Raw genomic sequence first — 14,277 nt, 5'->3', positions numbered from 1 at the left:
CAGATCAACCTTTTGCTGATGAGTCCGCCGATGTCGGCGCGGCGTCTGAAAAACCGCCACCGGGTTTGTTCAAGTCAACGACCACGCCATTGATCTGTGTCGGGCCGGATGCGGTAAAGTTAAAGTTCGTGCCGAGAATAATGACGGTGCCGTCTTTTCTCATGATGAATTTCGAAGCGCCGCACTCGATGACAAACTCCTCGCCGACGATTGTTTTTTTGAATTTCCCAACATTTTCCAGCGACGTCTGGCCGACATTCGTGACCTTGCTGACCCCAACCTGCTCGGTTTTCGCCACCCCGACAGATGTAGACTGAAACGAACTGACGATCGTGTTCATGATGCCCGGCAGCGGAAACAATCCCGAAGCATCGGAACCGACGCCCGAGCCGGAGCCAGCAAGCGCCGTACCCGCATCCGCGCGCGGGCTCGGGCCGGAGACGACACCCTCACGCGACGACAGACCGCCCGCGCCGAGAAAACCGAGTGCGGATGAGGCAAGCGTGGTGGCGAAGGCCGCGACACCGGGGCCACCGCCGCCGGCGATCTGGGCGGCCTGCGAAAGCAGCCCCGCCGTCTGCCCGGAGAGCGCCTGCACGCCCGCCATGGCCATCATCGCCATCGGCCCCGTGCCGCCGACGACGGTGTTTACCGAGCCGCCGATCTCGTGTTTCTGGTTGCCGGAAACTTCCACCGCGCGGTTGCCGCCGACTGAGGCGACCTCATGCCGGTCGATGCGCTTGGTCCGGTCATTCAGAACCCGCGTCGTCTGGTCCTTCTGGGCGTGGAAGAACTGGTTCTCCTTGCCGGCCTCATCCTCGAAGGTGATTTCGTTGAAACCGTCGCCCTTGTGACTGTTGGAGCGAAGCACCATGCGCGTCTTGTTGGCGGGCAGATCGTAGGGCACGGAATTGGCGGGATTGTTGACCACGCCGATGACCAGCGGTTTGTCCGGGTCGCCATCGACAAAGGCGACCATCACCTCCATGCCGATGCGCGGAATGACCTGCGCACCCCATGTACCACCGCCCCATGCCTGGCTCACCCGCACCCAGCACGTATCCGTGCCATCCTTCTTCGCCTTGCGATCCCAAGGGAACCACAGCTTGATGCGGCCATATTGGTCAGGATGGATTTCCTCGCCTTCAGGTCCGGCGACAATCGCCACCTGCGTGCCTTCGATGCGCGGGCGTTTTGTTGACCGGTGCGGCGTCAAGGGAACGCGCGCCGGAATTGCCTCGAAGTGGTTGCGATATTCCGGCTCGTTGCTGTTTGTCTCATAGGAGAGATCGACGATGCTGTGGCTTGCCCTGATGATCACATGTTCTTCGTAAGCATGCTCTGGATGGGCAACCTCGTAAGGCGTAAAACGGCGACCGGCTTCCAGAATGCGCGAGGTCGATGAACCGAACACCCGGTCATGATCGGCCTCAATGGCCTGGGTACGCAGTTTTTGCGCGCGCTCGGCCTCTTCCACCGTCCTGATGCGGGCCGGATATTCGTAGAGCTCGCGCTTCGTCGCATCCGGCATTTGCACCAGCGATGGCGTCATCGTGCCCGGCACCATGCCCGGCGTCTCGAAATTCCAGTCCGCACCCGCACGCTGGCCCGAGACATAGGAAAAACGCCGCGCCCAATCGTTGATGTGGTTGCGATCCGACGACCCCTGCGCCAGCCGCACCGTCCCCTCCCCCTGCGCGGCCGGTGATGGCCCGAGCCAGCCGCTGGCGCTGTCGGCCACATGCAGCTTGTGGGAACCGTCCTCGTGGCTAAACCAGTAAAACAGGCCGTCCTCTTCGAAACGGCGTGTGAGATAATCGAGATCGGTCTCATTCCATTGAACACTGTAGTGCTGTGCAGGCGGCGGCGAGATGATGCCCGATGTGTCCGGTGCCGGAATGCCGTGCTCGGAAAACAGCGTCTGGACGATCTCGACCGCCGTCTTGTCCATCCAGATACGGCAATCCGACCGGCGTGACAGAAGCCACATCTGCGGGCGGATGGTCATGGCATAGGAGCGAAGGCCCCGAGTGATAGGCGGACCCTCATGCAACTCGGTAACCAGGCCATTGAAGGGGCGGCGCACGCCGCTGCCCTCTTCGCCATCGCCCTGTTGCACCTCGACTGAAACATCGACCAGCCGTCCGATCAGTTCTTCGGGCTTGACCGCTTCCTTCTTGGCCCGCACGGTCAGGCGAATGTCGAAGAGCTGCGACACGCCTTCCTCGACCTTCAGACGCTCCGGAAGAAGCAGATCTTCACCCAACGGGGACGTGACCTTCAGAACGCGGCTCGCCTGAATGAAATCAGACGACGAGGGCTGGTCGCTCATTGTCTATCTCCGCAATGTACAGAATGAGAAGCGGCATGCATGGGCTATCGCCTTCAACTATTGCTAATCGTGAAGCGAGGGCGCTCGGCGCCGTCACTCATCACCTGAATTCGTTCGTGCCAGAAAGAGAGCCAAGGGTCTCCATGCTCGAACTTCCGTCAGCGTCGCTCCCCAACCAGATAAGCGTATTGGAGTTTCGTTGCATAGTTGGTCGTCACATCCATCTTTGGGCCAAACATCACATCCGGGGTAAGAACGGTCCCGATCTCTTTCGCCGTGGGTGCGGTTCCGAGAAGATAAATGTCTCTCGATAAGAACATCTGATTGCCGAACGAATTAGCGACGGCATAATTCACCTGCAAGGCGAACGCACTGTGCCGGTGCTGCAGCAAAGCCTGGCCAATCTTTGTTTCATTTGCTCGCAGCCACTTCCGCAACCAGACGGAAATTGCGCCCTCGTTGAGAGCGGCGGCAGCCTGGCTGAACGCGGCTGCCGCCGCTCCACCGACAGCTGCGCGCTGATTGAATTGCCTCGGGCCGTCGGGAAGGCTCATATACGAAAGATCGGGTCCTCGACCCATCTTCTGAGGTGCCAGGACTTCGTCCTGCCGAACGGGACGGACGGTGAAACTGTCTGTAGAAACGGAAAAATTAGGCATTCAACACGCCTCCCTCTGGACGACATAACGAAAAATGCGGCACCGTCAGCGTTACGAGCTGTTGGTCCGCAAGCCCGGATATATGGTCCGGTGCCCGCTAAGGCACCGGACCTTTGTCATCAGGCGGCCTTCGTCGTCGCCAGATCGTAAGAGGCGATCATCGGAGACTGCGGCGAGTTGTTGTCGTCGAACGGCGTGTACTTCACTTCCATCTTGGTGAAGTTGAGCTTGATCGTTTCCACCGGACGGTCACCGCTGGAATCCACCGAGTAGCTGGCGATGAGTGTGTTCGTCAGCAGATACTCGATATAGGTGTTGCCGGGATTGCCCGTGGTCACCAGATGGATGGTTGCGAGCTTGCCAGTGCGGCCGGCGCAGGCTTCCTGGAAAAGCTTGGTGGAAGAAGAATCGCTAACCTTGGTCAGAATGACTTCCGAGATCGTCGGCTCGGATGCTTCGCGGTTTGCAGCAGAACCAGCAGAGGTGTTCATGTTGCGGGCCACGTTCCAGTGAATGGCTTCAATATCCATCCACTTGCGGTGCTCCTCATGCGTGGCGTCGCCCTGGATACCGTCAATCTGCAGATAAATTGGCATGCTGTAAGCTCCTGTAGCTGAAATGACCTCTTGCTCCGAGGCCGAGTTACCCTTCGTTTAATGCCGCATGCGTCGGGTAGCCCCATCCGACGCGGCAACTTTATCCACCCCAACCTCTTCGGTTACGGCGAATTCATCTGCTTCCCCAGCCTCTTCGGCACGAATGCCGAACCCGTTTTCACCAAAATCGACAATGATCGTCCCGACACGCTCTCCCGCGATGACCTTCTCGAGGAAAAAGCTGGAAAGAGGCGGCAGGAGATCCCTGCCGATCATGATTTCGATGGCGCGTGCGCCGATTTCACTTGCACCGGCACGCGCCACCAACGCGTCGCGCGCGGCATCGGAAAGGGTCAGGTCGGCGCCGTATATTGCGAGCACGCGTTCCCTGATCTTGCCGATCTGCATATCCACAATCCTTGCGAGTTCTTCCGCACCGAGCGGCATGAAAGGCAGGATGATCGTGCGCCCGAGGAATGCGGGCTTGAACTGTCTGGTCAGCTCCGGCATCAGCAGCGCTTCCAGCGCCTCGCCTTCCGGCATCGTATCCGGATCGGCGGAAAGCGCGGCCAGCAGTTCCGAACCGGTATTGGCCGTCATGAAGATCGTGGTGTTCTTGAAATCGACGTCGCGACCTTCGCCGTCGCGCAGCACGCCCTTGTCGAACACCTGATAGAAAATATCCTGGACGCCGGGATGAGCCTTATCGATCTCATCGAGAAGGAGAACGCCGAACGGCCGGCGGCGAACCGCTTCCGTCAACACGCCGCCTTCGCCGAAACCGACATAACCGGGCGGCGAACCGAGAAGCAGCGAAACCTTGTGCTCCTCCTTGAACTCCGACATGTTGATCGTCGTCAGATGGCTGTTGCCGCCATAGAGCAGATCGGCGAGCGACAGCGCCGTCTCGGTCTTGCCCGTTCCGGACATGCCGACGAGGAAGAACACGGCAGGCGGGCGGCGTGGATCGGACAATCCGGCACGGGCGGTGCGCATGGCATCGGCGATGCGGCCGATTGCAGCATCCTGCCCCACGACTCGCTGGCGCATGCGCGCATCCAATGTGCGCGCGCTTTCGATCTGGTCGGCCAGAAGCTTACCGAGCGGAATTCCGGTCCAGCGCGATACGACGGATGCAATCGCTTCACGATCGACCATCGTCGGCACTAGTCTTTCGGCATTTGCCGGTTTGGTCTCAGCCGCAGGCCGCAGGCGCGACACATTCGACGCGCCGGTTTCAACGGGCTGCTCTTCGCTGAGTTCAGCCATTTCAGCATCGTAACGGCCACGCAGATCGTCGATCCCGCTCTCAAGCTTCTCGACTTCGTCGCGTATCGACTGGATACGGCCCTGCATCTCGTCATCCTGCGGTTCACGCAGGAGCCAGTTGAACTCATCGGTCAGAAGACGCCGCTCGCTTTCCATCGCGCGCAGCCGTTCCGGCAGGGTCTGCCGCGCCAACGAAACGGCCGCCGCCGCCGTATCGAGAAGGCTGACGGCCTTGTCCGGCAATTGCCGCGCCGGCATGTAACGCGCCGATAATTGCACCGCCGCCACAATCGCCTCGTCACGAACGATAACGTTATGATGGCTGATGAAGCTATCGGCGACACCGCGCAACATGCGGATCGCGGTCGTTTCATCCGGCTCGCGCACATGCACGGGCTGGAAACGACGCGTCAGCGCCGCATCCTTTTCGAAATATTTCTTGTATTCGCTCCAGGTCGTAGCCGCGACGGTGCGGACTTCGCCGCGCGCGAGAGCAGGCTTGAGAATATTGGCCGCATCGCCCTGTCCGGCCGCACCACCGGCGCCGACAAGCCCGTGCGCCTCGTCGATGAACAGGATGACCGGCTCGGCCGAGCGTTTTACCGCATCGATCACGCCATGAAGACGGCGCTCGAACTCACCCTTCACGCCGGCACCGGCCTGCAGCAGCGAAATATCGAGGTTCAGCAGGCGAACGTTGCGCAATTTTTCCGGCACATTTCCGGAAGCGATTTCGAGCGCCAGCGCTTCGGCGACCGCCGTTTTGCCAACCCCGGCTTCACCCACCAGAATGGGATTGTTCTGACGACGGCGCGTAAGGATATCAACGAGTTGGCGCAATTCATCATCGCGCCCGATCACCGGATCGACCTTGCCGTTCCGGGCGTCGGCGGTCATGTCCTGGGTGTAAAGACGCAGAAAATCGTTCTGGCCGGCGGCCGGCGCGGCGCCCGCCGTCGCGGAAGGAACCTCTCTTCCGCTGCTGTCTTCAACCGAACTGCGAAGGCGTTCGAGAGCCGCGCGATCCATCGCCTTCAGCGACGGAAATGCCGAGCGGACAAAAGAGCGGAGCGAGGTTTCCTCGTCCATCGCCAGAAGCAGATCGCAAAGCGTCACGCGGTCGCGCCCGGCCTCCAGCGACGCGAGAACCCATGCCTCACGGCCCACCGTCAGAATGTTCTGGGAGAGCGACAATGCCTCTCCATCGCCGATAACAGCCTCTTCCAGGCTGCGGCCGATTTCCGTCTGCAATACCGGAAGTGGAATTTTTAATTCTTCGAATGTTTTCGCATAGATGCCGGCATCTACAACCGCTAGCAGCCAATGCGGGATATCCACGTACCTGTGCCCCATACGCACCGCAACAGAAGCCGCAGCTTCAAGCGAGACGCGCAGGTCAGGCTCAAGCGCTTCAACGAGGCGATTGAGATCGATATGCGACATGCAATGAGCCTCCTGCCCGGGTTCATTCCACAACGTGACGTGGAATAACTATGATGATGAAACCGGGTTGTCCACCCCGAAGTTTATTTTTTATCGGGTTAGATTAGGTGGTATGCGCCACAATTTAGACACATTTTGAATAAGTCTGTCTGAGGAATAGCCTTACGTAAGGGAAGTAACTACAAAAAATCAATTACTATTTTCTGGAGATAAACTGCTCTTGAACGCGCCGCATGTTAAAAGAGATACAGAATTTTTTGGCGATTGCGGAGAAAATATCCGGATCGATTCAAGAACGCGTGAAATATACTACAGAATTAAGGATGAAAGAAATCAGGCACGCACAGAAGAGCGTGCCACGTCCCCACAGGATAACTTAAAGATCTCCAGTAGCTGGGACAGTGTCAGCAATCTTGGATTGCAGATTATATATTCCGAAAGCAAGGACATAGAAATATTGGCGTGGCTTGCCGAAGCAAGCCTGCGGCTGCGCGGCTTTCCTGGACTGCGAGAAATCTATGAGCTTTGTGGCGATCTTTTCTACAACCATTGGGACTCATTGCGCTCCATCAGCGATGATAATGATGAGGAAAAATTTGCACCTTTTGCGGGATTGAACGGCATCGGCGCCGAGGGGACGCTTGTGCAGCCGCTTCGGCTTGCGCCGCTGATCCCCGGTAGGAAATTTGGAGAGCACAGCCTCTGGGATTTCCAGCTGGCGCAGCGACCGAACGAGAGCAAACGGCGCGAAGAACTGTATCGGCTCGCATCAGAAGCAGGCGTTGCCGCCATGTCTTCCCATCTGGCCGAGGTAAATGCCTGCCTCTCCTCTTTTGATGCCATCACGGCCGTTCTTTCCGAACGTTGCGGCCAGGCCGCCCCGCCGAGCTCCAATATACGCAACACGCTTATCGAAGCGGCTGCGGCGCTTCGCACGCTGGGTGGGCGCGACGAGGAAACGGCACCGCTCGAACGGGCTACGGCTGCGGCTACCAGTGCGGATGAAAGCGGCCAGCCCGCCATGCGGACACCCGCAACTTCTCCGGAAGGCATATCTTCACGCGATGAAGCGTTTGAAACTCTTCTTTCGGTTGCGCGTTACTTTCGCCGGACCGAACCGCATTCGCCGATTTCTCTTTCCATCGAAACGCTGGTTCGCAGGGGGCGCATGGATTTTTCCGAACTGCTGGCGGAGCTTCTGCCCGAGGCACAGGCCCGCAATGCCGTTCTGACGGCCGCCGGGATCAAGCCCGGCGGAGACAACAACGGAAAATAACGAGGCAAGGGACGGAGACGCCGTCCCGTAACAGTCAGCCATGCCAAGGGGCATCAAGGAGGTTGAAATGGCAAGTGTACACGAAAAGCTGGAACGGGTTCGCAAGCCCCGCGTCCACATCAAATACGAAGTCGAAACCGAAGGCGCGATGGTGGTCAAGGAACTGCCCTTCGTTGTCGGCGTTCTCGGCGATTTCTCGGGCAATCCAACCCAGCCGCTGAAGCCGTTCGGCGAGCGCAAATTCGTTCAGATCGACCGCGACAATTTCGACGAGGTGATGCGCCGCATGACGCCTGGCCTCAACATTGCCGTTGCCAACACGCTGCAAAAAGACGGCACGGACATGCAGGTCAACCTGAAGTTCGAAAGCATGGACGATTTCGAACCCGGCGCCGTCGTGCAGCAAGTTCCCGCCCTCAAGGCGCTTCTGGACGCCCGCAACGAACTGCGCGACCTGTTGTCCAAGGCCGACCGCTCGGAAGATCTGGAACGGCTGCTGGAAGATATTCTGCAGAACAAGACCGACCTCGCAACGCTGGTTTCCGAACTCAAGGAAAAGAACGGCGCGAGCGAATAATCGCCTGTGCGGAGGAAAACCTCCCCGAACGGCCCCGCTCCGGGGCTTCAACTGTTCAAGCGGCATTTAAAAGCCGCATGTGGAAGGACTGAAACATGAGCGCTGAAAGCCTGCTGAAAAGCGAAGCCCAGGCAACGACCGCCGAAGATCAGGGACTGCTGTCCAAGGTGGTTGCCGCAACCCGCCAGACCGAACCGGACCGCGCGCAGAACCTCCTGCGCACGCTGACAGACCAGGCGCTGAAGGGAACGGTCAAATATGACCGCAACCTTACCGTCACCCTCAACCATGCGATTGCCGAGCTGGACCGGACCATTTCCGAACAGCTCGCCGCGATCATGCAGGCGCCGGAATTCGCCAAGCTGGAAGGCACCTGGCGCGGGCTGAACTACCTCGTCAAGAATTCCGAGACGAGCGTCAACCTGAAGATCCGCGTCATGAACGCCGGCAAGCGGGAACTGGCGCGCGATTTGGAAAAGGCCGTTGAATTCGACCAGTCCCGCCTCTTCAAGGCGATCTATGAAGACGAATTCGGCACCCCCGGCGGCGAGCCGCTCGGCGCCATCATCGGTGACTACGAATTCGACAATTCCTTCGACGATGTGCAGTTGCTGCAGGGTGTCTCGTCGATTGCGGCGGCCGCTTTTGCGCCGTTCATCTCGGCGGCCAGCCCGCACATGTTCGGCTTCGAGGACTATCGCGATCTTGCACGCCCGCGCGATCTGGAGAAGATTTTCGATACGGTGGAATACGCCAAGTGGCGCAGCTTCCGCGAAAGCGACGATTCCCGCTTCGTGACGCTCGCTCTTCCGCGTGTGCTGGCGCGCATGCCCTATGGCCCGAAGACCAACCCGATCGACGATTTCGCCTATGACGAGACCAAGGGTGCGGTGAATGGCGACCTTCAGCATGACGAATATTGCTGGATGAACGCCGCCTACGTCATGGGCACCAAGCTGACCGACGCTTTTGCAAAGAGCGGATGGTGCACGGCGATCCGCGGTGCGGAAAATGGTGGCCGGGTGGAAAATCTGCCCATGCACGTCTTCTCCAGCGATGACGGCGATCTTGATCTGAAATGCCCGACGGAAGTGGGCATTACCGACCGTCGCGACGCTGAACTGGGCAAGCTCGGCTTCCTGCCGCTCTGCCACTACAAGAACACAGACTATGCAGTGTTCTTCGGTGCCCAGACCGCGCACAAGCCCAAGCTTTACGACAAGCCGGAAGCAACGGCCAACGCCGCCGTTTCGGCCCGCCTGCCCTACATCATGGCCACGTCGCGCTTCGCGCATTATCTCAAAGTGATGGGCCGCGACAAGATCGGCTCCTTCATGGAAGCGTCCGATTGCGAAGTCTGGCTCAACCGCTGGATCGCCAACTACGTCAACGCCAATGACGAAGCGGGTGAAGAAAGCCGGGCGAAATATCCGCTGCGCGACGCCAAGGTGACCGTGCAGGAAGTGCCGGGCAAACCCGGCGCCTACAATGCGGTCGCATGGATGCGGCCCTGGTTGCAGATGGAAGAACTGACGACCTCGCTGCGCATGGTCGCGCGTATTCCGTCCAAGAACTGAACCTGTACCGGGGTGGTCCACCACCCCGGCCCCGTTCGTCACCCGGAGCCCGCTCATGGCGCATCAGTCCTTTCCGGACGCCCGCATTTTTGCCGATCAGCTCATCGCCCTCATCGACGATGCGCTGACCGGTCAGGTTAACGCCATTCTCCATCACCCTGAATTTCAGGCGATGGAAGCGAGATGGCGCGGGCTTGCCATGGTCGTTCGTGAGGCTGGCCGCGGCGCCGACGTTAAGGTGAAGCTGCTGAACGCCAGCTGGCGCGATCTTGCCCGCAACACGGAACGGGCCACCGACTTCGACCAGAGCCATCTTTTCGAAGTCGTCTATAATCGCGAATTCGGCATGCCGGGCGGCGAGCCGGTCGGCCTGTTGATCGGCGACTACGCCTTTTCCCCCGATGATCTTCAGGGCGCCGATTCCATCACCACGCTGTCACAGATCGGCATGGTGGCTGCGGCCGCCTTCTGCCCCTTCGTCGCAGCGGCAGCACCTTCCGCCGTCGGCCTGCAGGATTTTTCCGAACTCAGCCGAGTTCACGACTTTTCCTCGCTGAAGCAGGACAAATCGCGGCTTCGCTGGCATGCGCTTCGCGCACGCGACGATTCCCGCTTTGTCGGCCTTGTTGCGCCGCGCGTTTTGATGCGCTCGCCATACAGGCCCTACGCGCGGGGGCGCGATGACGGATTTCCATTCCGCGAGCATGTGGCGGAAAGCGGCGAGACCCTGCTGTGGGGCAACGCCGCTTTCGCCTTTGCAACGGTGGTCGTGCGCAATTTCGTCGATTCCGGCTGGTTTGCGGATCTGCGCGGTGTGACGCAGGATGCCGTGGATGGCGGCATGCTCTCTTCCCGGCAATTGCCACCGCTCGATCTCGGCATCGAAAGCAACGGCCTTTCCGCACAGCCGCCCGTCGAAGTGCAGCTGACGACCGGGCAGGAGCAGCAATTTTCCGATCTCGGCATCGTGCCCGTCTCCACCACCTATCTCTCCGGCATGGCGATCTTCAACGCCAACCAGTCCCTGCATGCCCCCGGCCATTATTCCAGCGAAGCCGCAAGACAGAACGCCCGCCTCGCGGCCATGCTGCAATATGTGCTGTGCGCCTCCCGGTTCTCGCATTACCTCAAGGTCATCATGCGCGACGATATCGGCCAGCTGAGCGATGCCTCGACGATAGAGCGCAAGCTGGAAGGCTGGCTTTCCTCCTACACGCTTGGCAATGACGATGCGGAAGCGGCGCTGCGCACGCGCTACCCGCTGCGCTCCGCCGGGATCAAAGTTTTCGAGGTTCCCGGCAAGCCGGGAACATTCTCCTGCACCGTGCGCCTTCAGCCGCATTTCCAGCTCGATGACGTCTCCACGAGCTTCCACCTCATTGCCGAAACCGTGATGCCGCCCGCCGCCGCATCCCGGTCTTCAGCCGAGCCGCAAAGGATATCCGCATGACACTGCGCGACGATATTTCCCACCTCCTGGACGACAACCGGCTGCAAGACGCAATTGGGCTCGCGCGGGACCATGTGAAATCAAAGCCGACCGACAAGGATGGCCGTCATTTCTACATCGACCTGCTGGTCCTTGCCGGCGACTATGAAAAGGCCGATGCACAGTGCAATCTCGCCGCAACATTTTCGCCGCAGGACAGCGTCGGGTTCTCCCTCTTTCGCCACCAGCTGCGCGCCATGGCCGCGCGCAATGCGTGGTTCGAAACCGGCGCGGTGCCAGATTTTCCCGGCGGTCCGTCCGAACTCGACCAACTGGCCATCCGGGCGAATATCGCTGCACGCAGCGGCGATGCGGATGCCGCCAGAACCGCACTGGCTGAACTCGATGAAAAACGCGGCAACGTACCAATCAGCCGCAACGGCAAGAGCGCCGGCGATATTCGCGATCTGGACGACCGGATTCCGCATGCACTGGAGGTGCTGACCAATGGCGGCCGCTACCTGTGGATCGATTACGATCGGATAGAAAGCCTCATCATCGACCCGATGAGCCGCCCGCGCGACCTCGCTTTCCGCGGGGCTGAGCTGACATTGCGCGACGGCGCGGTCGCATCCGTGCTGCTCCCGGCGATCTATCACGGTGCGAAGGACGATGTCGGCCTCCTCCTCGGCCGCGAAACCCGATGGAGCGAGGATGACCGGCCTCTGGCAACCGGGCAAGGCCAGCGCTGCCTGCTCATTGGCGACGATGTGGTGCCGTTCCACGAGAGCGGTTCCCTTTCCGCCGCCTCCGACGATGAAAGGCAGATCGCCCGTGGTTGACCCACTCGAGCAATATCGCGCGCGGCAGAGAACGCTGTCACGCTCCGTTCTGGACCGGCTTCTCGATGACGCGCCGGATGCGGAAACGGATATGCTCGTCAGCCTGAAGGATCAGGCACGCGAGATGCGCGAGGTGATCCGCCGCGATCTCGAGGCATTGCTCAATACCCGCCGCAATCCTGCCGGCCCCCCGGCAGCGCTGAAAGAGCTTACCGATGCGCTGGTGAGCTATGGCGTGGACGGCATTCTTTCGGCCAATCTGGTGACGGATGCCTCCAAGGCGCGGCTCGCACGCAGCATCGAGCGACGGATTTCCCTGTTCGAAACCCGTCTTGCCGATGTGCATGTGACGATCCTGAAAAACCGCACGGATGGCGACCGGGCGCTTCGCATGCGCATACAGGCAAGTTTCCGCCTTCAGGAAGGCATGCCGCCGATCAGCTTCGAATCCCGGATCGATCCGTCAACGCAGCTTTTTCTGGTGGAGGCGACGAATGGCTGACGGCTTTCTCGAAAAATACAATGACGAACTCTTCGCGCTGCGAAAACGCGCATCGCGTTTCGCGGCGGCGTTTCCGAAGATTGCCGGCAGGCTGCGCATGACGGGCGATGTCGCCGACGATCCCCATGTCGAACGGCTGATCCAGAGCTTCGCCTATTCCGCCGCCCGTGTGCGCCAGAAGCTGGACGACGAGTTTCCGGAACTGTCGGACAGCCTCTTGGAAACGCTTTACCCGCATTATCTTGCGCCGATCCCGTCCATGAGCGTGGTTCAATTCACCCCAAGCACGGCGCTCGCCACCGTGCAGACACTTCCCCGACACAGCGAAATCCTTGCCGAGCCGGTAGGTGGTGAAAACTGCCGTTTTCGCACCACGCAGGCAGTGGAAATCGCGCCGCTGCAAATCGCAGCCGCAACGCTGTCCGGCCAGCCGATCGACGCGCCTTTTTCGGCCTCGTTTACCGGCGCCGCCAGCTGCCTGCGGCTTTCGCTGCGCAGCACGGCGCCGCGCGGCGGCACTTTCCCGGAAATGGGCCTGACGAAGCTTCAGGTTTTTCTGTCCGCCGCATGGCAGCAGGCCACGGCGCTTTACGAGCTTTTGACCAATCATTGCGTGGGCGTGGCGCTTGCGCGGCACGCCGAGGACAAGGAAGCCATTTTCCTGCCCGCCGGCAATCTCACGCCATCGGGCTATACCCGCGATCAGGCCATGTTGCCCTATCCGGCCAACAGTTTTGACGGATACCGGCTTCTCACCGAGTTCTTCGCGCTGCCACAGAAATTTCTCTTTCTCGACATCGACGGGCTGGACAAATGGAGCGGCGGCGACTGCGAACTTTACATTTATCTGGATGCAGCGGACACACAGCTTGAACGCATGGTATCGGTCCGGGATTTCGTGCTGAACGCCTCGCCGGTCATCAACCTGTTCAAACAAAGCTGCGAACCGCTCAGCCTCGATGGCACGCGCACGGAATACCGGCTGCTGCCAGATGCACGGCGGCAGCGGACCCGCGAAATCTATGCCGTCGAAAACGTTCAACTGACAAGCCGTTCCGGACAGACGGAAAAGACCTCCCCGTTTTTCGGCCGCACCCAGCGCAACAACGGTGCAAACGTTTTCTGGCAGATACAGCGCCGTTTCGACGACGATGGTTCTTCCGATACGGACATCGCCTTCGTCGATCAGAAGCGCGGACCGCTTGGACCGCTCGACATGGTGGCGAGCATTGATACGCTGTGCATCAATCGCGAGCTGCCAAGCCAGCTTCCCTTTGGCGGCGGCCACCCCTTCCTGCAGCTTTCGACCGGTAACGAGGCTATAAAATCCATCCATGCGCTAATGCCGCCGACCGCGGCGATCCGCGTCAACGAGCGCTCGGCGCGTGAATGGCGGCTGATCTCGCATCTCCTCCTCAACCATCTCTCCCTCACCGACAGCGGCGGCGCGGCACTGAAAGACATTCTGTCGCTCTATTCCTTCAGGGACAGCCCGGAGACCCGGCAGCTCGTGGAGGCGATCAGCAATGTCGAGGCGCAGAATTCCCATGCCCGGATCGGCTCGGCCATGGTGCCGGGAACGGATATCACCGTGGAGTTCGACCCCGCGCTGATCGCGCGGCCTGCCGCATTTGTGTTCGCCAATGTCCTCAATCATTTCTTCGGGCTCTACACCTCGATCAACAGTTTCACGCGGCTGACCGCGACGATGCGCGGCCACTCCAAACCGATTGCCCGCTGGCCGGCCCGCGCGGCCGACCGGCCGCTACTCTAGG

General features: G+C 60.1%; 11 protein-coding genes. 7 read left to right on the top strand and 4 right to left on the bottom strand.

From position 1 onward, the window contains the following. Positions 1–4: 4 nt before the first annotated feature. The 4 genes from tssI to tssH all read right to left on the bottom strand — a co-directional run bounded on the left by tssI (position 5) and on the right by tssH (position 6,299). Positions 5–2,332, bottom strand: coding sequence for a type VI secretion system tip protein TssI/VgrG (gene tssI, locus O9X91_RS18220; protein WP_269834003.1), 2,328 nt, complete (start codon positions 2,330–2,332; stop codon positions 5–7). 158 nt (positions 2,333–2,490) lie between these two features. Beyond that, positions 2,491–2,991 carry a hypothetical protein gene (locus tag O9X91_RS18215; RefSeq protein ID WP_142913250.1) on the bottom strand — a complete coding sequence of 167 codons (501 nt, stop codon included), beginning with the start codon at positions 2,989–2,991 and terminating at the stop codon, positions 2,491–2,493. A gap of 119 nt (positions 2,992–3,110) precedes the next feature. Further along, positions 3,111–3,587, bottom strand: a complete 477-nt coding sequence (locus tag O9X91_RS18210) for an Hcp family type VI secretion system effector (protein WP_003504561.1) — start codon at positions 3,585–3,587, stop codon at positions 3,111–3,113. Between the two features lie 57 nt (positions 3,588–3,644). Further along, positions 3,645–6,299 (bottom strand): type VI secretion system ATPase TssH, encoded by a 2,655-nt coding sequence (gene tssH, locus O9X91_RS18205; protein WP_077983121.1) that lies wholly within the window; start codon positions 6,297–6,299, stop codon positions 3,645–3,647. Between the two features lie 220 nt (positions 6,300–6,519). Between tssH and tssA the strand changes: the two genes are divergently transcribed. The 7 genes from tssA (at position 6,520) to tssF (ending at position 14,276) form a co-directional block, all read left to right on the top strand. Further along, positions 6,520–7,575 carry a type VI secretion system protein TssA gene (tssA, locus tag O9X91_RS18200; RefSeq protein ID WP_269834004.1) on the top strand — a complete coding sequence of 352 codons (1,056 nt, stop codon included), beginning with the start codon at positions 6,520–6,522 and terminating at the stop codon, positions 7,573–7,575. Positions 7,576–7,642: 67 nt separating this feature from the next. Continuing rightward, positions 7,643–8,152 carry a type VI secretion system contractile sheath small subunit gene (gene tssB, locus O9X91_RS18195; RefSeq protein ID WP_077983123.1) on the top strand — a complete coding sequence of 170 codons (510 nt, stop codon included), beginning with the start codon at positions 7,643–7,645 and terminating at the stop codon, positions 8,150–8,152. Between the two features lie 95 nt (positions 8,153–8,247). Next, positions 8,248–9,729: a type VI secretion system contractile sheath large subunit gene (gene tssC / locus O9X91_RS18190; RefSeq protein ID WP_077983124.1), complete on the top strand. Its 1,482-nt coding sequence runs from the start codon at positions 8,248–8,250 to the stop codon at positions 9,727–9,729. Between the two features lie 55 nt (positions 9,730–9,784). After that, entirely contained in the window at positions 9,785–11,179 is a 1,395-nt protein-coding gene (gene tssC / locus O9X91_RS18185) for a type VI secretion system contractile sheath large subunit (protein ID WP_142913256.1), read from the top strand. Next, entirely contained in the window at positions 11,176–12,000 is an 825-nt protein-coding gene (locus O9X91_RS18180) for a type VI secretion system accessory protein TagJ (protein WP_269834360.1), read from the top strand. The genes tssC (O9X91_RS18185) and O9X91_RS18180 overlap by 4 nt, the downstream gene beginning before the upstream one ends. Beyond that, positions 11,993–12,502: a type VI secretion system baseplate subunit TssE gene (gene tssE / locus O9X91_RS18175; protein WP_077983194.1), complete on the top strand. Its 510-nt coding sequence runs from the start codon at positions 11,993–11,995 to the stop codon at positions 12,500–12,502. The genes O9X91_RS18180 and tssE overlap by 8 nt, the downstream gene beginning before the upstream one ends. After that, positions 12,495–14,276 carry a type VI secretion system baseplate subunit TssF gene (gene tssF / locus O9X91_RS18170; RefSeq protein ID WP_142913260.1) on the top strand — a complete coding sequence of 594 codons (1,782 nt, stop codon included), beginning with the start codon at positions 12,495–12,497 and terminating at the stop codon, positions 14,274–14,276. The genes tssE and tssF overlap by 8 nt, the downstream gene beginning before the upstream one ends. The last annotated feature ends 1 nt before the right edge of the window (position 14,277 follow it).

The organism is Agrobacterium salinitolerans, assembly GCF_027498475.1.
Taxonomy (GTDB): domain Bacteria; phylum Pseudomonadota; class Alphaproteobacteria; order Rhizobiales; family Rhizobiaceae; genus Agrobacterium; species Agrobacterium salinitolerans.
Note: the sequence above shows the minus strand (reverse complement) of the source record. Positions and strands in the feature narration are given on the sequence as shown.